The sequence below is a fragment of the Parabacteroides chongii genome, from assembly GCF_029581355.1.
Taxonomy (GTDB): Bacteria; Bacteroidota; Bacteroidia; order Bacteroidales; family Tannerellaceae; genus Parabacteroides; species Parabacteroides chongii.
On the sequence record NZ_CP120849.1, the window covers coordinates 588,969 to 613,186 of the forward strand.

General features: G+C 43.1%; 8 protein-coding genes and 1 pseudogene. 1 reads left to right on the top strand and 8 read right to left on the bottom strand.

Annotation, left to right across the window (positions count from 1 at the left end):
• Positions 1–25: 25 nt before the first annotated feature.
• The 5 genes and pseudogenes from P3L47_RS02655 to P3L47_RS02675 all read right to left on the bottom strand — a co-directional run bounded on the left by P3L47_RS02655 (position 26) and on the right by P3L47_RS02675 (position 13,378).
• A complete protein-coding gene (locus tag P3L47_RS02655) occupies positions 26–1,945 on the bottom strand; it encodes a beta-N-acetylhexosaminidase (protein WP_277782587.1) in 1,920 nt (639 codons plus the stop codon).
• Positions 1,946–2,096: 151 nt separating this feature from the next.
• On the bottom strand, positions 2,097–5,795 hold the full coding sequence (locus tag P3L47_RS02660; protein WP_277782588.1) for a DUF6383 domain-containing protein: 3,699 nt from the start codon (positions 5,793–5,795) through the stop codon (positions 2,097–2,099).
• 737 nt (positions 5,796–6,532) lie between these two features.
• On the bottom strand, positions 6,533–7,303 hold the full coding sequence (locus P3L47_RS02665; RefSeq protein WP_277782589.1) for a glycerophosphodiester phosphodiesterase family protein: 771 nt from the start codon (positions 7,301–7,303) through the stop codon (positions 6,533–6,535).
• A 582-nt stretch (positions 7,304–7,885) separates the two neighbouring features.
• The gene (locus P3L47_RS02670; protein WP_277782590.1) at positions 7,886–11,857 is read right to left on the bottom strand and encodes a DUF6383 domain-containing protein; all 3,972 of its coding nucleotides are present in this window, start codon (positions 11,855–11,857) and stop codon (positions 7,886–7,888) included.
• 703 nt (positions 11,858–12,560) lie between these two features.
• Positions 12,561–13,378: pseudogene (locus tag P3L47_RS02675) on the bottom strand (Rpn family recombination-promoting nuclease/putative transposase).
• 258 nt (positions 13,379–13,636) lie between these two features.
• Here P3L47_RS02675 and P3L47_RS02680 point away from each other — a divergent pair.
• Positions 13,637–14,608: an Rpn family recombination-promoting nuclease/putative transposase gene (locus P3L47_RS02680; RefSeq protein WP_277782591.1), complete on the top strand. Its 972-nt coding sequence runs from the start codon at positions 13,637–13,639 to the stop codon at positions 14,606–14,608.
• 151 nt (positions 14,609–14,759) lie between these two features.
• Here the strand turns inward: P3L47_RS02680 and purL are convergent, their stop codons facing one another.
• From purL to P3L47_RS02695, 3 genes are all read right to left on the bottom strand, one after another.
• A complete protein-coding gene (gene purL / locus P3L47_RS02685) occupies positions 14,760–18,449 on the bottom strand; it encodes a phosphoribosylformylglycinamidine synthase (RefSeq protein WP_277782592.1) in 3,690 nt (1,229 codons plus the stop codon).
• A gap of 242 nt (positions 18,450–18,691) precedes the next feature.
• The gene (locus tag P3L47_RS02690; protein WP_277782593.1) at positions 18,692–20,347 is read right to left on the bottom strand and encodes a RagB/SusD family nutrient uptake outer membrane protein; all 1,656 of its coding nucleotides are present in this window, start codon (positions 20,345–20,347) and stop codon (positions 18,692–18,694) included.
• An 18-nt stretch (positions 20,348–20,365) separates the two neighbouring features.
• Complete coding sequence (locus tag P3L47_RS02695; protein ID WP_277782594.1) at positions 20,366–23,641, bottom strand: SusC/RagA family TonB-linked outer membrane protein; 3,276 nt, start codon at positions 23,639–23,641, stop codon at positions 20,366–20,368.
• Between the last annotated feature and the right edge of the window lie 577 nt (positions 23,642–24,218).

The following is a 24,218-nucleotide window of genomic DNA, read 5'->3' on the forward strand; positions in this document are numbered from 1 at the left end:
CTACAAACGACTCGCCAAACCCTTATTAGTCAACAGTCAGATTACCATGTCCCGTTCTTTTGTCAGACTCGGCACGCTTCTCCAGCTCTTTTATAGTCAGGGAGATCAGCTTGCCGGACGGCTTACCGTTAAGATAGGTGATAACACGCAATCTGCTGGCAGTCTTCGGGATACTCAACGGCTCACTATATTTCGGAGTGAAACAGTCCGGATCCGTATTATCGAATGTATAGTAAATATCGGTTCCTGCAATCTCACTGCTCAGTTCCACCTGCAACACGCCATCCTGCAGATACGGGGTGACAATCGCATTATACATACTACGGGCGTAATTGATACCTGCCTGATCGGCACGTACGAAATGACGTTCGACACGCGGCCAGAATTTCTCCCAGTTAGTTTGTGCCGGACCGCTCCATAACACTTCCGCTAAAGCCCAGCCACGCGGCCATGCCATATATTCTGCATGACGGAAAGTAGGAATCGCCTCTCCCCAGATGTTGCCTTGTCCGCCCAGAACCATTTCAGCCGGAACGCCTTCCGGTACCGGATTGAAGCTATACGAATCCGTCAGACGGCACATGGAATAAGTGGCGGGTTCTACAGAAGGCTCTCCCTGATACAAATCTAGGTAACAATGTTGCGTCGGTGTCATGATCACATGATGACCAGCTTTAGCCGATTTGATGCCACCATCCATGCCACGCCAGCTCATCACATTGGCATCGGGTGCCAGACCGCCTTCCAGTATCTCGTCCCAGCCGACCAGTTTCTTTCCTTTCGATTTCAGCAGATCACCCATCCGGTGGATAAAGTAACTTTGCAATTCTTCTTCATTCTTCAGATTCTCCGCTTTCATACGAGCCTGGCAACGGGGACATTTATGCCAGAAACCTTTAAAGCATTCGTCGCCGCCGATGTGGATATATTCGTCGGGGAAAAGTGCCGCCACTTCCGTCAGCACCTTATCCATAAACTCGAAAGTCGATTCTTTACCGATACAAAGTGTATTCTCATCTTCTCCATAAAATTTATTTCCTACATTCACTGCATCCGGTGCTTTCATGCAAGCCAGCTCCGGATAGGCGACCAAAGCGGCAACCCCATGACCAGGCACGTCTATTTCCGGAATAACACGAACAAAACGCTGGGCTGCATAAGCCAGTACTTCCTTCACATCTTCCTGAGTATAAAAGCCTCCGTAAGTTGTTTCTTCTCCTTTTTGCGCACGTTCACGTCCCCACCAGTCGCCTACACGGTCAGCACGCCAGGCTCCTACTTCCGTCAGTTTCGGCAATGACTTTATTTCCAGGCGCCATCCCTGGTCGTCTGTCAGGTGCCAATGGAAAACATTCATCTTGTACTCTGCCAGTTCATCAATAAACTTCATGACTTCTTCTTTATTGAACCAGTGGCGGCTGACGTCCAGCATCATCCCACGCCAGGCGAATTGAGGTTTATCAATAATATCGACGCAGGGAATCGTCCATTTCTTATCTTTAGGTTGTTCAGTCGTACTTTTGATCTCAGCCGGAAGCATCTGCAACAATGTTTGCACGCCATAGAAAATACCGGCAGGCTTATTGGCAGTCAAGAGAATATCGCCATGTTTCACTTTCAGGTGATATCCTTCATCACCCAATGCAGCATCGTCTGTAAGTTTGAACTCGATCTTTCCGTGTTTCTCAACAGGAAGTTCAAAACCGGCTGCCGGAGCAATCTTCTCATTAAAATACCGGGCAATACCTTTCAGCTCTTCGTTAGAAGTATCCAACGTGATTGCAGCTCTACGGGTCAGTGTGAAACAATCCGAACCGACAGTCATTTCCTGTGGCACGGGGATCAAGGCGAGTTCTTTGTCCGCTGTCGCACAGGTCTTGTCAGCACAAGACGTAGAGGTAAACAACAAAGCGGCTGTAGCAAGACTTAGCAGTGTTCTTTTCATTATTATTTGTTTATGTTAGAAATTTTGCACGAAGATAACAATTCGCTGATAAACAGAAAAGTCTCCCCGGTAAATAACCGGGGAGACTTCTTTTTTATTGTTTTCCAAAGCTATCCTATCCCTTGTGTCAGAAGGATAACCTGTTCATACTTTACTGAACAATTGCTTTAACAGCAGCTTCTCCTTCCACGCTGATAATGATAATTCCTTGCGGAGCAGGGATTGTCACATTATCGGAAGCAATAGCCTGTTTAGCAAGAGGCTGACCTAATACGTTCGTGATAGAAACAACCTTTCCGGCTGCATTTTGGATCGTTACGGAAGACTTACCGGCAACAATACGGATTTCCGATGCAGAGATCTCATCGTTAGACGTTGCAAAATCATCCGTTTCTTCCAGATTGAATATCTGAGACTGGTTGATAAGTTCTTTCATCTTATCGTCATCATCCTGGTGATTGCCGTTATCGACTTCGTATTCTGCCAATACTGGAACTCCGTTGTGGATCTTCACCCATGCACCCTTGAAGGATGCTACCTGTGATACACCTTCCTTATTAGATTCCAATAAGAAATCTTTATGGTCATCATCCGTGTAACGCAGAGAGAATGCATAGTTTTTGTGCAAGCCTGTCAGGTCTTTCTTTTCGAACTTGCTGGCATCATTCAGGTCGCGAGGATCAAGAACACCGTCTTTATTCTTCAGATCAGCCAACTTCAGACCGTTCTTCAGGATATACAGATATTCATTTTCTCCTTCTACCTGGTGAACACCTTCTACGAATCCAAGGCGAGTGTAAGACTGCCATTTGTAAACGTCAGGATTGTTCAACATATTAGTTCCGCCCTGAACAGAGTCAGTCAGGTTGATCAGGAAGCTGCCTGCCAAATAACCGTTATAATCGCCTTCATGCTCACAGCCCGGATTGTATCCGTGTGCGTCACACCATTTTCCGTCTTTCACAGAATCCGGACGTACAACAAACAGATACTGAGGCATACGGTCTGTAGAACTTACCACGTAATCAGCATACAGAGCGGTTGTTTTACCGTCACCGATCGGTTTGATCTTTTCAGCAGTCATACCCAGGTAACCGAAGCCCTTAACAACTTGCGGAGCATTGCTCTGGTTGTTAGTATCTTCGAACAGATATTCAGAACCTGTTCCTCTTCCACGGAAGATATTGACACTCTTACCTTCTTCACCCAAATCCATATATAACGGACGGTTGTCAGTGATCACTGCAAAAGCAGACGAACGATCTTCCGGCTCCTTATCCAGTTTTGTAATGCTCAGTCTGCCGACACCATCTATACAATGAGCTTGTCTCCAGCCATTGAATGCATAAGAATATTTCGGGATGTAGCATTCTTCGCACTCATCACAGTCTTCATCACCCGGATCCGGAGTATTACGTAAGCGTATACTGCTAGGAAGGACAGGATTTGGATCAGGACATTCATTACAATCGTTCACCTTATTATTAAAGATATCAATCAAGATATAACATTTTTCATCTTCTTTGCGCTGGTCGGCTTTCAGATAGAACACACCTAACTTGCCTTTACCAGCTTCAATATCATCGCGGCTCATCGGCTGATAATGGGCTGTTTTACCATACTCTTCCACCAAAGCAATATACATCTTATCGTTGTCAATAAGATTCTTATCACTGACTTTCAACACATAAGCCGTACGTGACAATTGCGGCAAACCGGCAATGTTCACACCGTAACCGAACTCATAATCAGTTGCTTTAAAGTCTTCCGGAGCAATTTCCAGCTCATAAGTGGTAGACTGGCTCTCTATCGGCATAAATGTGTTATCTACAACATTCAGATAGAGGTTACCGTTCGCAAACAGGTTATAATTTAAGCGATATTTCGTATAAAGCAGTGATTCCTGATCAAGATGCTTGTAACCGTGATGTTCACTTGCCAGTGCCTCTTCATCCGTTACCGGAATAAAGCTATAGTTATCCAGATTATTCAGCATCCAGTTACAACCGTAACTACAGCCTGTTTTCTCAAATCCCTGATAATTTTCATCGATCAGGAATATATTACCATCTTTGTCTTTATATAACTGACCTTCGAAAACAGGCATCTCTTCCTGGCATATATTCCAGTTATCATACTCATATCCCATCCTGAGGTCTACCGATGGATCATCTCTGTCATACAGAGTGGTATAATCGAATGCATATTCACGGTTATAAATAGCGACAGTTGCCCTGTCTCCACAGCCTGTTTGCTTAATAACCCACATTGTGGCCGGCATATCGTCATAATTCTGATCATCTTCCGAAGCATCGAACATCAGCCGTCCCTGCAAGTTTGCTACAACATTTTTACCATTGTCCGTACTCTTGATAAAATACAACCCTTCCGGCAGCGTAGTACGTGTCAGGTAGCCGAAGTTACGATCTTTAAAGATGAAACGGGTTTGCAGAGAACCGGGGAATTCATAACCACCATTTAATTCTGCATTTTTAGCAGTGATAACAGAGGATCCCCCAGTCAGATAAGCCAAACGGATCACAACCGGTCCGTAGGTGTCGTTATGTTCAGGAGCAGCATCACCTGTTGCCGCCCTAATGGCTACCTGGTCATTATTGGTCGAGTTAAATGCATAATCAGCATTTACCCACGTATTGCTGGTCGGATCCCTTTGTAAAGCATTCATTGGTTCAATCACCAGACTATCTTCAGAAGGATAATAAGTAAATTTGAAAAGAGAGCGGGCAATCCAGGCTTTCTCCGTTAAACCAGGAATATCAGTTGGCATATTAGCAGCATCAAGATCTTCCTTCATAAGTTCCAACTTCAATTCCTTGCTACTATTCTCATAGTATTCAGTTCCTACATATAAAGTAGAATAAGATTCATAATCTCCCTCTTCATCCATTTCACCCGGGACCTGCAATCTCACATATTGCCAACCTTCATTATTTTCAAGCCCTAACTTTACATCTTCATTATTTATTCCCGGAAAATAACTACCATCGTTATCCACCGCTACAAATTTATTACTTAATAACGGACTTTCTACAGTTGGTCTAACTGTTGCATCAAATTGTACTGTATTAGTTGCTCCTAACCACGGATATCTATACTGAAAATCCACCATCTCATTTACAAGATTGGCAGTTAAAATTATACCTCCTGCCAGGATCGGTTTTACTTTAACAATATCACTAAGAATATCGCTCATATTATCACCGGCCTCCTTTTTTGAGAACTTTCTGGCCAAGATTTCCCCTCCATAAGAATGTATATTCTCTTGTAAAACAACAACCGAGTCCTGATTACTGAAATAAGAATATAAAGGTGCATAATCAAAATCATCCACTTGCTTATCTGTTGAATACCAGGTCCAATTTTGTATACAACCGCCAAGATAGGATTTAGCGCCATAGTAACTATTGTCAAGCATTTCCTGAGTATAAGCCTTTACATGCCCATACTCCAATTCCATATTTGTTTCTTTATTGACAAATACAAAGTTTTTCCCACTACTCCCATCTTCAGATACCTTAATTGACCATAAAGAATAGTTGACAGGAACACTACCCGGTTCTTCCAACCTCAAGATCAATGCATTAGAAGCATCACCGACATAAGCCAAATGACGATACTGTACCAATAGTTTACCTTCTTCATTTACCAATTGATACCACTTACCTGTTTCGAAATGATTTACACCTTTGTCAACATCTTCTGCACTCATTACATTAGTAGGGCGAAAAAGAGTTCTATGCCCTCCCTCATTTATCTGAGCCAATGCATTCGATGTAACACTGAAAGCCAGCAACAGACTGGCAATTAACGAAGTAATTGTTTTACTCATAAATCAATAATTTAAGTAATACTAAAATAAAGTTCTATATAAATTCTCCTTGTTATCCTGATTTTCATAGGACGCAGGTCCGACAGCACATAGTTAACTATCTAATATTTTGATCGTTACAAATATATAAATACTTTTTCTAATGATAAATAAACTTTCAGCTTTTTTAATTATCCGATCAAAGTATCTTATCCAAATGGGACAAAAGCAGCACCAAATGCCCTAATTAACACACAAATCCGATTTTCACACACACCGTGATGTGACTAAAGTCAAGAGAGAGAGAAAGACCTTTCTCTTTCATGGCTCTTGCTACGGAATAAATGCCTTCTTTACGTCCTTCCTTTAGTCCTTTGGTCACTCCGATCTCTATACCCTTCACCTGTCACCTTTGTGTATCTTGCTAACAAACAGCAAATTGCAGTGACGGTAGCCGTTTCACACAAACAAAACTGTTTCTTCAGAAAAAAGACAGGTCTTTTGATTTCAAAAGTCCCTTGTTTTAAAGTCAAAAGTCCTGTCTTAACATTTCAAAAGACCTGTCCTTTTCGGCAGCGGCAGTTATCCATCATCCGCCTCCCATTGCAATCCGGACAGTTTCCGTTGTGTAGCGGGCGAAAACTGCAAGGCTTTTTCCACGAAAGAGTACGTTTCACTACAACTTCATGATATACAAACATTTGGAAGCCGTGAAAGGTGAAAGCTATTTGTTCGATCTTTATGTGTATGATCTAATACTATCTGTTTTTCTTTACTATTTCCTTCAATTGTTCCGGTTTGTCGGTCGTAATGAAATCTACATTTTGTTCGATCATCGACTGCATCACGACTGGATCATCCACGGTCCAGACATTGACGGTCAACCCGGCATTTTTTGCTTCCTGAATCCAGGTTGGATTTTTCTCGAATACCTTATAATGATAATCCAGACCGGTAAATCCTAAGACTTTCAGATCGGCCGGCGAAACTTCACCACGCAGGTAAGCCACCTGTGCAGCCGGAGCACGACGGATCACCTCCTTACAGATATTCATGCTGAAAGAGATATATTCCACATGGTCTTCCAGTTGATATTTCTGTACCAGGGCCAGGATAGCCGTTACCGCCCGGTCTTCATTGACTACTCTTTTGTGAGGCTTTATTTCAAGAATCAGTTGCGTACCTTTATTCTGCTTGCCTTGTATCAGGTAATCTTCCAGGGTAGGAAGTACTTCCCCGTTTTTTAGTTTCAAATCTTTTATCTCTTCATACAGAGAGGTTTCGATACAGAATCCCTGGATACTGTCATTGTGGTTGACAACAGGTATGCCGTCTGCTGTGATCAAAACATCGAACTCCGAACCATAAACACCTACTTCGTGTGCCTTATTCAACGCCGTGATAGAATTTTGCGCCGAACCTTCACAGTCCCAATAGCCGCGATGGGCGATCACTTTCGTCTGGGAAAATGCGCTGCTTCCGCAAAGGAAAGCGGTAAGCAGCACGGACAAGATTAATCTTTTCTTCATTGTTTTATCTTTTTAAAAACACCGGTATTTGCATTTACATTGTAAACATACTGCTTTTGTCCGGATTCAAAGCTTTTGATCGAATAAATATTTTGTGAAGTTCTTATTTCAGACTAAAATACCAACCGACATTGATTTGTATCACGCCATTGTTAGATGTATCATCATACATAGAGTCTCCCAAACCGCAAAACACGACGAGAAACGATACTCACCGGCAACACCGATATTCAATCCCAGTCGCATATCGGTCCCATAAGGTGTCAGATCAGCCAGACCTATATGATGATTTCAACGGTTCAAAAGTTGCAACGGAATATTAAAATGAGCCGGGAAGTTGCCGTAAGAAGAGAACAATTCGCTGATAAACAGAAAAGTTTCCCCCGGAGCTTTTCCGGAGGAAACTTGTTTTGCCTGTCGTCACCCTTCACAGGAGTCAGAACAGAAGAACTTTATTTTCACTATTATTAGTATTAATACTGATCGCTTGTTCGCCCTCGCGGGGTAATTATCATGGGGCGGTTCACGAACCGCCCCTACGATACGCGGTCAATTTAAAATTATTTGATTATAAAAAATTGCTTATTTTACGATTGCTTTTACAGCGGCTTCGCCTTCTACGGCAACTACTACTACACCTGCAGGAGCAGAGATTGTTGCATTGTCGGAAGAGATCACTGTGTTAGCAATTGTCTGACCAAGTACGTTACTGATAATAACTTTCTTACCTTCGGCACCCTTAACGATGACAGCACCTTCTTTTGCAATTACTGATACAGCAGATGCATCGATGTTTTCATTAGCAACAGGAGCAGATGATTCTGCAGCCAGGTTGAATTCTTCACCACGAGCAACACCTTCAGTAACAACTACCACACCATTGATAGTCTTCAGATAACCATTGTTGTTTTCACGACGGTCTTTCTGATCTTTTACTTTGATTGCAGAGTTGTAATCTACGTAACGAGTCTGGATCTTGAATGCTCCGTTTTCATCGTTAGAAGCAGCATTTACGTAACGGAATGCAAACTTGGCGATGTTAAAGTCACGGCTGTTCAGGTCGATAACAGATTTTACTTTCTTGAAGTTCTGCCCTTCGGTCAGGTAAAGATTATCACCTGTACGGTATCCCCAAACAAATCCTAACTTAACGTAAGTTTCATCAGCTTCCTTATCGTTAATAAATTTATTAGCATGAATTTCACCATACTTGTTAGTATAAACAGCAGAGTCGATCAAGTTAACCAGGAAGCGACCATAAGTAGTATCCGGATGAATAGTCGGGTGACCAGGAATTGTACAAGGTTCTTCAGGAACATATTTCGGATTAACCACCAGCAGATACTGATAACGATTGTTATGACCGCGGCTTACATAAGCTGTATCAACATACAAACCAGGAGTCATATCTGTCAACTGGGAGATATTACCTAAGTTCAGGAATTCAGCATTTTCATACATTACATCATGATCGTTCTCTTCACGGAAGATACGAATTACATCACCCTGAGCTTTTTTGCGATATTCAGGAGCTTCTACCTTCTGGATATCAAATAAATCGTTAGAGTTAATCTGTGTATAAGCACCTTCTACCTGAACAGCACCATTACCTTCGGTTGTTGCACCATACAATTTGTTATTCAAATTAACGAAGTAGTTAGCATTACCTGTTTCAGAGCCGGTTACACCCAGTAAATTAACTTTACCGTCAGCCTTTTCTTTAATAACGAAACGGAAGACACTATTTAACAAACCTTCGTTAGCAACTCTGTCTGTAGAATGTTTTACATAATTTTCAGAGTTAGGCCAGCAAACCATTGACAAGATGTCTTCTTTCTGAGGAGATTCATAAGTCATATATTCACCGTTCGCTGTATTCTGCAAAGCATAAGCAACCATGGCAACCGTATCGTTGCTTGCATAGTATTTACCGTTTTTGTAATACTGCGGATGATTAACTACATAAACAGAGTCGGTAGCATATTTGAAGTAACCGTCTTTATCCATCTGACGTGCACGATCCATGCGTACCAGCTTCCAGTTTGTTGCATCTTCTACGTCTTTGCTCAAACCTAACAAATGACGACCTGCGTGATTTTCTGTTACATAGTAATTTACATCACTTGTAGACGCAACAGCCAAACGATATTCCACATCCAGAATTTCTTCGTCACTGTAGTCTCTGTAACCATCCATCTGGCGGGCATTCATATCTATATCGACCGGAGTAATAGACAATGTATCACGGCCTGCACCATATTGACTGAAAGAAGTACCGTAGTTGTATTCAACAGCATACTTATTGTCACCTAATGCAAACATACGAGCAACCTCGTAAGTAACGTTCGAATTTTCACGGTTTACAAATGTGAAAGCAACATCATTGTCTGCATCCAGTTCCTGTCCGTTCTTCAATTCTTCGGCAGTCTTGTTACCGATGTTAGTCATACGAACAAACCATTGTCCTTCCGGTTTGCCTGCCAGGAATTTAGCGGCATCCATCGGCATAGGATTAGCCCCCGGACGATCCATACCTAATACTTTACCATTCAATATCGCTCTGGAATTGTTTTCAGTAATATACTTGATCGATTCGTGATTAACGAATGATATATTTACATAACGATCATTCAGCGGATTGTTCTCCTTATCGCTACCATGAACCAAAGTCTTTTTCTGCAGAGCGGCATAAACACCATTCTTCAATGTATTATTAACTGTCAGGTAAGTTTTTCCATTTGCATTGAAAGTCACCAGATAGTTATACTTGTTATTTTTGTCGATAACAGAAATCGATTTGATATCATTTAGTAAATTTGCGTGGGTTGCCTGGAATTTATACGCCAGGTTACGATTCTGCAATTCAGTTGCAGCTACACCGTTGATATACTTATTCATGTTTTCAGCTGATAAGATATCGAATTTGTAACCACCCTGATTTACATGATTACTGATACCGGCTTTCGACCATGTCTTATCCAGATCCAATACGATATAGAAACCATCGCTTCTCTTGAATAAGTAAGAAGTCTCAGTGCTTGTAGCTTCCTTCAAGTCATAATACAAATGTGCACCTGTAACGGCATCTTTTACATCTTCAATCATCATCGGCACCAGATTGTAATCAGCAAACGGATTACCTTCCAAATCATCTGTCCCGTTTTCTGTATCTTTCAATAACAGGTCGAAGTAAGTATTGTAAGCTGTTGTCAGTTCTCCGGCAGAGAAAGGCAGATCGCCCAGTTTGTAAAGACCGAAAACGTTATCATTACCTGTAGCACCTGAAGCCAGAGACAATGTTCCACCTACAACAAATTTCAAATAGTTCTTTGTTGTTCCATCAGTACCTAAGCCATAAACAATAAAACCATTGTTATATGCATTCTCTGATTTGAATGAAGAAACTCCATCCACCTTTAAAGTAACGCCTGCCTGGTTTTTGAAAGTATAGCCATCAACATTATTTCCTGACATTTTCCAATAAGCATACTTATCAGGAGCAACAGATACTGCTACAGCCTGTGGTACCGTATTATCATTTTTCTGAGAAATATAATAAGCACTGACAGCAGTCTTACTTGTCAATAAATAATACTCATTAGAAATACTTTCTGTCAAATCATAAGTTATACCATCTACAGTAATAGAAGCAGCAGCTTCGGCAGAAGGAGTTACTTCTGCACGTTCCAGTGTCAGTTTTACATCTGTATCGGCAGGAGTCTCTTTTAACAGAATAACACCAGTGTTTGTCTGGATCAATTGTTCAAATACATTGGAAGAAGTACTTGTTGCACCAAACAAGCCTTCTGCAGTGTTTTCTTCAAAGACAGTAGCTTGGGCTGTAGCATCTAATGCAAAACCGCCTCCAGTAGCAACCTTAAGGAATTTGCCGGTCTGAGAGACAGACGCATATTTTCCATCGCCAGATGTAACTTTCCACTGAGCAGCTTCTGGATTAGCCGTTTTATAAGCTTCCAATGTAGCATCATCCACCAATTCTACATCTGTAGCATTCTTTGCAATCAACCACTTTCCATTAAACTTCAAATGGGTAAGGGTTACATCTGCTACTTTTTTGGTAACGGCATAGAAGTAAACCTTATTTGCAGCAGCTTTTGCAGTAAAGGTTGCAGCAGCATTTGTCGTCAAGAGCAATGACTTAGCAGTTTCACCATTCGGAATAATCTGATCTTCTGAATAAGAATAGTTATAGCCATTTGTTGTAAAACGAGCTGTAGAACTATAATCTTCCATAAATTCAGCCTTCCCTACATTCTTCAAAGTAAAAGAAGAAAGAGAGCCAGAGAAAATCCACTGAGCATCATTAGATACAACCGGTACAGCAGCGGAAGAAGCATCATTTGATTTAATATCATCAGTAGAACGCAATAACTGAAGTACAGCATTAGTCGATACATCCTTCAAACCATCTGCGGCGATCAGATAAGATCTTCCACTTGTAGGGTCGGTCACCTTCACCACCCCCGCTTCTACCGTGTAAGAAAAACCGGCAACCAGGAACGCTGCCAGTAGCGTAGAAAACTTTTTGTTCATAATCTTAAAATTAATTGTTTATAAAATAGAGTAAAAAAACCAACAACTAATTTTACGAAAGGGAAACAACCCCACGAATGATTATGAACGGACATAAAAAAACGCGGGCGTTGTCTATTATTTGCTCTAAGGCATCTGGAAAAGCCCGCATAACAATAATAGAACAACAGCCCGCGCCTTTACGATATAATAACAATCCTCCCATAAAAATGGTAGGTGAACTTATACGTAATAAGCGCAAGCATTTACTGTCCATTATTCCGTTATGCTTAAAAATTTTCCAGATTTTTAGAACAAGAATAATCTTCGTAAAATGCTTACAATATGTAATCGATACCGTTTATCGCGAGCCGCTGCCCGCTACGGAATCTGTTGCAAAGGTAAAGAGGTTTTTCGAATCAACAAGAGAAAACGCTTATAATTTTCCAAAATACATGGGTTATAGAACAAAACAGCACTATTTATGCAACATATTCCCCGATTTTGGGGATAAACACGACAAGATACACAGCAGCCTATAAAATGGAAGCCTTCCAGGGAAAGTGTCCGATGAGTGTCGTTCATTTCCACATACAAGACTTTACTATATTCCCGTTGGCGGATTAATATGCATCAAGATTAGAAAGAATTGAACCGATTTCTAACGTAAACAAGGCTGCCTCGAATGAAGCAGCCTTATTTAGTAACCTATTTATTATGAATATTATAATGCTTTTATCTCCGCCTCGCTGAGGCCGGTTACCTCTGCAATTGTCAAGAGAGAAAGACCTTTCTCTTTCATAGCTTTTGCCACGGAATAGACGCCTTCCTTGCGTCCTTTTTCTATCCCTCTCTCCTCGGCATAGTCGATCGTATTCTTATAGTCGCGGTAACGCTTCAGGGCTTCGTCATACAAGACACGCTCGTCCTTGCTCAGATTAGCCACATCCGCCACTTCGAGCAGTTTGTCGAATACGGCCTTTTGCGCCTTGAAGGGCATTCTGTCTAATGTATCCATATGCTTTAATAAATATAACCAACGTTCAAAATCTGTTTCGCAATCATCAGCTTCTTTCGTGAACCAGGGCAACTCCAGATATACCTGCCGGATCTTGTCGCTAAACATCTGTCCGGTATCACGGTCTGCCAATATAACATCTGTCCGGAATTTGGAGTTCATTCCCATCTTATAGTTTAACAGGAAGATACCGTATACCGGGCAGAGGTTAAACTTCCAGTCTTTACCCTTCTCCCCCTGGTTACTGATTGCCCGCGATAAGTAATAGATACCCCGGTCGTAAAAGTAGGGCTGGGCTCCGTTCTGCATTTCCACTACGAACCAACCGCCTTTATCATCCTTACAATGAATATCGAATATCACTCCCCGATCTTCGATCGTTTCCGGTTGGAGGATCGGGTTTTGGAAGGTGATATCGCTGATATGGCGTTCGCCTTCCAGCAGTTGATTTAAGAAATCGATTAATAACTCTTTGTGTACCTCCTGCCCGAAAATCCGGTGAAAGGATTGATAAACTTTCCCATAGCGTATAAATTTTGGTCGCCGCCCAATAACAGGCGGTGCGACAAAGATATAGATTATTTCCTTCGGACAAAAAAGAAAGGAGATTATTTTAATTGACAATTGACAATTGGGCTTCGCGCTCGGAAGTAGAAAGTTTTGAACCTACTTTTCCCTTGATGGAAAAGTAATATTCAAATCTGATAAATAGTGAACTAACGATGTATATTCCTATATTAATTATGTATATTTGCAAAGTTACTAACATAAAACACTTAATTATGAAAGAATTAGATTCAAAAGCTATGGCAGAGACTGAAAAACAAGAGTTGCAAGATCGATATATTCGATTTGACTGGGCCGTAAAGCGTTTATTGCGCCAAAAGGCTAACTTCGGTGTGCTCAACGGTTTCCTGACCGTCATGCTGCGTGAAGAGGTGAAGATCCTCGAAATACTCGAAAGCGAAGGCAATCAGGAGAGTGCCGACGACAAGTTCAATCGTGTCGATATCAAAGCGTTGAACAGTAAAGGCGAAATTATCATCGTCGAAATCCAGAATACCCGCGAAGTGCATTACCTCGAACGTATCCTCTACGGCGTAGCCAAAGCCATTACCGAGCATATCTCGCTGGGTGAAGGCTATCAGAAAGTAAAGAAAGTCTACTCCATCAGCATCCTCTATTTTGACCTGGGTGTGGGATCGGACTATATCTACCATGGCCAGAACCATTTCATCGGCGTGCATACCGGCGACCGCTTGCGTATCAACACCCGCGACCGCGACGCCGTCGTTACCCGCCTGCCTGCCGAGATCTTTCCTGAATACATTCTGGTTCGGGTGAACGAGTTCGACAAAGTGGCCACCACGCCGCTCGACGAGTGGATCACGTACCTGAAGGACGGTACGATCCGTCCCGACACGACGGCGCCCGGCCTTCGTGAAGCGCGAGAGAAACTGAAATATTACTCCATGTCTACACAGGAACGTCATGCCTACGATAAACATCTGGACACAATCATGATCCAAAACGACGTCCTCGACACAGCCAAATGGGAAGGCCGCATGGAAGGCCTCGCTGAGGGGAAAGCTGAAGGTCTTGCTGAGGGTGAGGCTAAAGGACTTGCCGAAGGGGAAGCCAGAAAGGTCGAAGCTCTACGCCAAGCGGCGGCTAACATGAAACGTATGGGAATGGGGGAAGCCGATATAGCAAAATGTACAGGGCTGCCGGTAGAAGAGATAGAAAAGTTATAGAATAAGGTTTCACCTTTTTTGTCCCGGGGCAAGCCCGGGAGGACAGAGCTGACGCTCTGAGTAAATTCATTACCAGTTAAAAACGAAGAGAGTGAACTCCTCTAACCGGAATCCACTCTCTCATTCTTATTATAAAGTATTTCTCTTTTTCTTACTTCTTGTTTTCTTCAATCCACTTGCGTGCATTTACGAAACCTTCGATCCACGGAGTTACTTCGTCACCTTTACGGTCAGCAGGATAATAACCGCACTGCCATGGGAACAAAGCACGTTCCAGGTGAGGCATCATAGCCATGTGGCGTCCGTCGTGTGAGCAGACACCGGCAACCGACCAAGGCGAACCGTTCGGGTTGGCAGGATAGCCTTCATAGTTGTACTTAAGAGCAATATGATATTCTTTCTCTTCGTAAGGGAAGCTGAACTTTCCTTCTCCGTGTGTGATCCAGATACCCAGCTTCTGTCCGCTCATCGGACCGAACATCACTGAATGGTTCTTCGGAATCTCTACAGAGATAAAGTTAGACTCCAGTTTGTGAGAGTCGTTATGCAACATCTTATGTTTCTTTTCGTGTTCCGGATAAACCACACCCAGTTCAGCCATCAACTGACAACCGTTACAGATACCCAGACTCAACGTATCGGGACGTGCATAGAAGTTATCCAATGCTTTCTTTGCCTTTTCGTTATACAAGAAACCACCGGCCCATCCCTTGGCAGAACCTAAAACGTCGGAGTTGGAGAAACCACCACAGAATACGATCATATTCACATCTTCCAGTGTTTCGCGTCCCGAAGCCAAGTCGGTCATGTGAACGTCTTTCACGTCGAAACCGGCCAGATACAATGCGTAAGATGTTTCACGTTCGCACTGGCAACCCTTTTCACGGATCACAGCAGCACGGATACCGCTCTTACCTTTGCGGTCGGCAGTCAGGCCGTAGTCAGCCAGCTTACCGGTAAAGTTCTTGCCGTATTTGAATTCCAGCGGCTGCATCTTATAGTTTTCGAAACGGTTACCTGCACATACGCTACCGCTCTGCTTGATATCCAGCTTGTAAGACGATTCGTACCATACGTCACGCATATAGTCGATGCCGAAGTGATACTGAACACCTTCTTTTTCCACCAGGATATGACGCTCGGCAGTCGGCTTGGCGATGATAGCGAAACCGACACCGGCTTCTTCCATCAGCTTTTCGAACGCCTTCTTGTCCTTCACCTGTACCAGGATACCCGGGTTTTCAGCGAACAGGATCTTCACGATGTCTGTTTCAGACAGCTTATCCAGATTGACTTCCAGACCGCCTTCTACGTTTGCGAAACACATTTCAAGCAGGGTAGTAATCATACCACCGGCAGAAATATCGTGTCCGGCAAGGATCAGACCTTTCTCGATCGCATCCTGTACGGCGTTGAACGCATCTGCGAAATATTCGCTATCCTTCACGGTCGGCACTTCATTACCCAGCTTGTTCAATGCCTGTGCAAAAGCAGAACCGCCCAACTTCATCGTATCGAACGAGAAGTCTATATAATATATGTAGGAATTCTTTTCGTGAGCTAATACCGGAGAAACAATCTTGCGGATATCGCTTACCTCAGCGCCGGCCGAGATAATAACTGTTCCCGGAGCAATTACTTTGTCGTCGCCATACTTCTGTGTCATCGACAAAGAGTCTTTACCTGTCGGGATATTGATACCCAGTTCGCAAGCGAAATCAGAAGCAGCCTGAACAGCGGTGTACAGACGAGCGTCTTCGCCTTCGTTGCGGCACGGCCACATCCAGTTGGCACTCAGAGAAACACCGGCCAACTTATCGGCCAGCGGAGCAAATACGATATTGGTCAACGACTCGGCAATAGCCATTACCGAACCGGCAGCCGGATCGACCATTGCTACCTGCGGAGCATGACCGATGGAAGTAGCGATACCTGCCTTTCCGCGGTAATCCAATGCTACGGCACCCAGGTCGCTCAACGGCAACTGCAATTCACCCTGACACTGCTGACGGGCGATCTTACCTGTTACGGAACGGTCTACCTTGTTGGTCAACCAGTCTTTACATGCAACAGCTTCGAGCTGAAGTACGTTTTCCAGGTAATGATGTATTTCTGAATCTTTGTAAACCACAGGAGCATAAGTTTCGCTCACTGTATGGTCTGTCATGATTGTTCTAGGCGGTTTACCGAACATATATTCCAGCTTAATGTCGATCGGTTTCACACCGTCGGCCTGCTCGAATACGAATTTCATATCGTTGGTCGTTTCACCTACTACATACATCGGAGAGCGTTCGCGGTCGGCAATGCGGCGTACGCGGGCAACGTCTTCTTCCTTCATCAGCAAGCCCATACGTTCCTGGCTCTCGTTTCCTACGATTTCCTTAGCAGAAAGCGTAGGGTCGCCAACAGGCAACTGGCTCATATCGATATGTCCGCCGGTAGCTTCCACCAACTCAGACAGACAGTTCAGGTGACCGCCTGCACCGTGGTCGTGAATAGAGATTACCGGATTGTTGTCAGATTCGGCAATCGCACGGATCACGTTCGATACACGTTTCTGCATTTCCGGGTTGGCACGCTGTACGGCGTTCAACTCGATACCGCTGGTGTACTGTCCTGTATTTACAGAAGATACGGCACCACCGCCCATACCGATACGGTAGTTATCACCACCCAGCAGTACGACCTTTTCACCCGGCTGAGGATCACCCTTCAAAGCATCGCGCATATTGGCATAACCAACACCGCCTGCCAACATGATCACTTTATCGTACCCATATTTTTTATTGTTCTCTTCATGTTCGAAAGTCAGTACCGAACCGCAGATCAGTGGCTGGCCGAACTTGTTACCGAAATCGGAAGCACCGTTGGAAGCCTTGATCAGGATCTGTTCCGGCGTCTGGTACAACCAGGGGCGCGGGTCCAGTATCTTCTCCCATTCACGGGCACCTTCCGTACGCGGATAAGCAGTCATGTAAACGGCTGTACCAGCGATAGGCAATGAAGCTTTACCTCCGCCCAGACGGTCACGGATCTCACCACCCGAACCGGTAGCAGCACCGTTGAACGGTTCAACCGTTGTCGGGAAGTTATGTGTTTCAGCTTTCAGGGAAATAACCGATTTAATTTCCTTTGTTTCATAGAAATCAGGCTGATCGCCGCTTGCCGGAGCAAACTGTTCGATCACCGGACCTTCGTTGAAAGCCACATTATCTTTATAAGCAGAAACCAGTTTGTTCGGGTTTTCTGCCGATGTTTTCTTGATCAGGTTAAAGAGAGAGCTTTCTTTCTCTTCTCCGTCGATAACGAATGTACCGCCGAAGATCTTGTGACGGCAGTGTTCCGAGTTTACCTGTGCAAAACCGTACACTTCGCTGTCGGTCAGCTTACGTTCCAGCTTCTGGCTTACTTCGTTCAGGTAAGACACCTCTTCAGCACTCAGTGCCAGCCCTTCCTGTTGGTTGTAAGCTGCAATATCTTCGATATAAACAATCGGATCCGGTTGTTTACTGATCGTGAAGATATCCTGGTTCAGTCCGTTGTAAATGCGTTGCAGCATCGGGTCGTGGTCTGCCTCACCGGAAGATACAGGGAAGTATTCTTCGATACGTGAGATACCGCTCAATCCCATATTCTGGGTGATTTCCACGGCATTAGTACTCCACGGGGTGATCATTTCCCGGCGGGGACCAACATACCAGCCATCCAATGTTTCCGATTGAACGGGAGTTGCTTCACTAAACAACCAAACGAGCTTTTGAACATCTTCAGGAGAGAAAGCATGTGCCGCCTCAACAGCCAGCACCGTCTTTGTTGGAGATTGAAAGAATAGAATCATATCGTCGATTTATTTAAGTATTCTTTGTGTCGCGACGGATTTCCGTCCCATAATTCGCGGAGAAGTTACCCTCTCGCTAACAGAGCACAAAGATAGGAAATAAGTTGGACTCCTCTATCCAAAATCAGAGAGGAAATGAGTCAATACTTGTTCTCCGGATATTTTTAAAGTAAAAGGACCGCCCAATATTTCATAGACAGTCCTTTTATATTAGTTAGCGAGCATGCTATTTGCCATGTACTTTATTGCCCACTGAACGGGTTTTGATCAGCCTCACTGATTACGGAATTGTTAGAAAACTCCTTATGAGGAATTTGTATGATAAAACGATAATCGTTTGAAGGCAATGTACCCTTCGGTTCCACATCGGAGCCATTATAACCATCCAAATTGCCCAAACCGGAAGCGAAGTGTCCTCCCGGATTAGAAGCAGAAGAACCATAACGAACCAAAGGCTGTTGCAAGCGAAGCAGGTCGTATATACCAGTCAAACCTTCACCCAGTAACTCTTTTCTACGCTCCACATAGATAGAATTTAGTAATGTTTGCTTGTCGGCAGCAGTAGTCAGTTTGGCTTCACGAGCTGCCTGAAGCGTATTCAGATAAGTCAAAGCCTGTCCCGTATTACCCAAGTTGGCTTCTGCCTCAGCCATGATAAGCAACATTTCCGAACCGCGCATCAATGGAAAATCAATATCGTATGAATGCGATTGTTTTGCGCCACCGCCATCACCATAAGACTTTATTTTATTGTAAGCCCATTTAGTATTTATTTCAGGATCGGCATTACCTGTGCGATGCCAAAACATCACAGCCTTTTCATCTTCATCTGTTACACCAGCCGTCTTGTCACAACGTGCTCCACGGTAATCTGTTTCATCAAACAGATCCACATATTTCTGGTCTACCAGCAAGTTTATAAAGTTGTAGATCGGACCGTCTTGCATACCTTCACCATAACTGGGGTCTTGATTATACCAGAAATTGAATGATGTACAAGTAGACAAGTTACTCAAGTTGGTGAACTTAACGCCCCAAACCAACTCCTGGCAATTATTAGCCACCAAGTCGTCGAAGCCGCCATACCATTCCTCTTTCGTCATAAGTGTACCATAGTTTTGATAAACCGACGAAGCTTCGGCAAGCGCATTTTGCCAATTTCCCATAACCTGATAAACGCGTGCCAGGATACCGGAAACCACATTTGCATCAATTTCCCATTTTTCACTGCGCTTAAAACCTGACAAAGCAGCCTTAGCCCCGCTCAAGTCACTTACGATCTGATCATAACATGCTTGCACGGTGGAAAATCCCATTTCATCCGGATCACTGGCTGAAGTACGCAAAATAACCCCTCGCTTGTCTTTAGCAATAGCATATGTCTGCTGGTAATTGACAATCAAGTTAAAATAGCTGATACCACGCATAGCCAACGCCTGTCCCTCAATCTTGCTCTTTTCCTCTTCGCTGCCTGTAGCGTCAGGAAGCGCATCAAGTATTTGGTTCACCTCATTGATGATCTTATACATTTTACTCCACAAATAGTGAGCATGACCTGTAGCCAATGTACGATCCTGAAGATATTTATAAGATGCATCCGGAGCACCGCCATAATTACCAGTACAAAGAATGTCCGAACCGCCTACATCATAATGCATAGCCAAACCAGGCATACCTGTATAGTTAGCTGTCACCTGGTCGTAATAAGAACTACCACCCAACAATAGTCCATAATACCCCGACCTTAACACCATATTCAATCCTGTCGTACTTGAAAGTACAGTTTCTGAAGAAACTCTCTGGGCATCATCCGTCGTAAGTTGATCGTTACAACTACCTAACGACAACATTAAGAAGGCTAAAGGAAGAACCCCTAATGTTTTATATATCTTTTTCATATCGAAATCTTACTTTAATTAAAATGAAACTTGAATACCACCCATGAATACACGTCTTGCTGTTTGTATACCGCCTGAGTTACCATTGTAGTTGTCTCCATCTATTTCTGTTTCAGGATCCGTATGACGTTTAGCCGCAGAACCTAATGTAAATAAATTATCGCCCGTCAAATACAAACGGCAATGAGACAAATGTAATTTTTCAGTCAATGCTTTTGGAAGAGTATAACCGACAGTCAGGTTACGCAAACGGAAGAAGTTGTTTTTGAACAGATAAAAATCCGTTGTTTTACGTGTGCTTGAATAATCATCTCCTGACCAACGGGGGAACAATGCTTCGTCACCCGGTTTCTCCCAAACCTTGCCTTCGACTTGATCCCAAAAAAGACCGCAACCATTACGAACAGTTGTACCTTCCAGCCATCCATAGTCGAAAATCTTTCCTCCGAAAGAAGCATACCACATCATGGATGCATCGAAGTCCTTCCATTTAAAGTTATTGGTGATAGATCCGAACGCTTTAGGAATGGAAGAGCCCAACCATTGATAATCGTCAGTAGTCACATCTGAGAAATTCTCGGTTGTTTTCCAGCCGTCCTTGCCATCTCTGATCCAATAACGCATATTACCATTCTCCGGATTGACACCTGCATTTTTCGGCATATAAAATTCATACAATGATTTACCCTCTTCCATACGATAACCCGCACGGGATGAATAATTGTAAGGACCGCTTGGCAAATAAGTAACCTTATTGCTCAAAGTTGAGAAGTTGAAATCGATTGTCCATTCGAAGTCACGATTCTTTATTGCAGTAGCGTTCAAGGTAATTTCAACGCCTTGATTCCTAACATTGCCCAAATTAGTATTGATACCATTTGCATCACCTACCTGAGCAGAAAGAGGCAATTCTTTATAATAAAGCAAGTCGGCAGAATTACGAGTGTAGAACTCAACGGTACCGCTCAAACGACTCAAGAAACTGAAGTCGACGGCAACATTGAATTGCTTGTTTCTTTCCCACTTCAAATTAGGAGTAGCAATCGTCGATGGCTTGTAGCCAGGCATACCATACAGGTTGTCGCTTGTAAAATAAGCCTGATAAGCATACCAAATCTCATTGCCACTACTATACAATTTATCATTACCGGTAGTACCGTAACTTGCTCGCAACGCTAAGTTATCCAACCAGTCATTCGTTCCTTCCATAAACGCTTCTTTGGAGATACGCCAGGAACCACCAACAGAGAAGAAGTCACCCCAACGACTATCCTTGCTGAATCGGGAAGATCCGTCGCGACGGTAAGAAGCAGACAGATAATAACGATTCGCATAGTTATAATCAAGTTTACCGAAGAATGACAGCAACGCATAACGTATGCGGTTTGAAGTATTGCTCCAATTCATTGTGGTTGAAGCCAATTCATATTGTCCCAATTGCATGATGCCTTCACCGTAAGCTTCCGTATACTGCTGATTGAAGTGGTAATACTCATGACCAAGCATCGCATTAAGATTGTGATCGCCGAATGTCTTATCCCAAGTCAACAGGTTATTCCATGTTATGGAAGTTGTCTTTGTTGTTTTACGCGTAGCCGAACCACCGTTTGTCTTGACTGTCACGCCATAAGGGGCAAGCTGTCCGCCGTCACCATGAATAGCAGAATCATATCCATATTCATTCATTGTGTTATCATCCAAATTAACACCTGTACGAAACTTCAAGTCAAATGGAAGTTTTACTTCTGCAAAATATTTAGCAGACACCGTTGAGAACTCGCTGCTGTTAAAACTTTCATCATTCGAATTATTCCAGTAATCACCTCGACCTACCGGATTCTCTCCAAAGAAATATGCGTTATTATTAGCATAGTCATACATGCGTTCACCTGTTTTCTCTGAAACACACCAAGCTGTGTTGTCTGCATTACGCAACCAAGGAGAGTTCATCGTATTGGAGAATACCAAAGCACGTCCGTATCCCCTCGTATTCTTACGGGCATACGAGTAGGCTACGTTTCCTCCCATCGACAGCCAGCTGTTGACTTCTGAAGTTACATTCGCACGGAATGAATAACGTTTATAAAAGTCATTATTCGCATATCCCTTGTCATCCAGGAAACCAAGAGAAGTAAAATACTGCGTTTTGCCATTCTGACTTGACCCGCTTAAATCCAAGCCATATTCCTGGCGAAGTTTCTTATCGAAAACAGCATCATACCAATCGTAGTCCTTTTCGTCCCAAACCATCTCCAAATCAGGATTGGCCCAGCAATTACCCTGGCCATCATGCAACACGTATTTGGAAACATCACCTATCCATTTAAACGGTGTGACATAAACAGTCTCTCCTTTTGAATTTGTACGGGGTACGACGTGGCGCGAAAGCATAGTCTGAGAAGCAAAATCTCCTGCTTCCTGCATGCTCTTACCATATTTATAATATTGGTCGTTATAAATAGATCTCCAGACAGTAGTCATCTGCTGATAAGGATCAGCCTTGGTTGGATGCGGCACAGCCAGGTCGGAAGTACCCCAGGATCCACGGAAACTGATTGTCGGCTTTCCCTGTTTCCCCTTCTTCGTAGTGATAACTACTACACCGTTTGCAGCACGTGAACCGTAAAGGGAAGAAGCGGCAGCATCCTTCAGCACGGTCATAGATTCAATATCTGAAGGGTTAATCGAATTCAACGCGCCATCATAGGGCATACCGTCAACAACATACAAAGGCACTGTCTTACCGGACATAGAACCGATACCTCTGATTTGGATTCGCGGATCGGCACCTGGGGTTCCTGCATTATTAGACACATTTACACCAGCACTCATACCCTGCAACGACTCAACAAAGCCGGAACCGGAAATCTTTTCCAACTGCTCGGCCTTGACAACTGATGCGGAACCTGTAAATGAAGACTTTTTTGCTGTACCATAAGCAACAACAACAACCTCATCCAGATCTTGAGTATCACTCTTCAACTGTATGTTCAACGCACTATGACCATCCCAAGTGATTGTCTGCGTAGCCATACCTACGAAAGAGACCTCCAACACAGTACCTTTAGACACACCATCGAGAGAGAATTTACCATCCATATCTGTGATTGTACCATTTGTAGTACCTTTAACAACGATGGAAGCACCAACAACGGGTCCCATGTCGTCTTTCACAACTCCTGTTAGTTTTCCATTCTGCTGTGCTATCGTCGAAGCAGAAATAAATGGATTTACTGCTGTACTGGCTAATCCCGTCGTTCCAAACAAAACGGAAAGCAGCAGAACTTTTGCCATTTTTGATTTTTTCACCATAAACACACAAAAATTAAATTAATCTACACTCTTTCTAATACAAAGCTTAGTAAAAGTTCCTTAGAATTTGGCGTTTCTTAAATCTTTAGACATAGTTCTCTAAGAACTCTATTACTAAACACTTTCGACAAAAGTATTAATATTTTATTATATATCGTTATTTTACGTCAAAAAAGCAGTAAAAAGCCAATATTTTAACAATTTAAATACAAATACAGCATTTAATCCCTACTTGTCGATACAATATATGTTAACTTACGCATAATAAAAGATTGTGCAAACTAAATGAAAATTTAGTCAAAAACAGGTTTGTTGTTATTGAGCAGTCATTATAAGTGACAGAGAAACAGTATAATGGTAAATATACATACGACACAGTTCTTAGAGAACTCTGTCGTATGTTACATCCGTATCTTTTCTCTATTTAAGATTCATCATTCATGCTCATTATTCAAGAAAGGAAAATACTATTACAGCCAAAGGGACAACCCTTTTATTACTAACTATAAACCGAGTCAACCCTTTTTATAGATTGGACAGAAAGTAGTCAACTAAAATC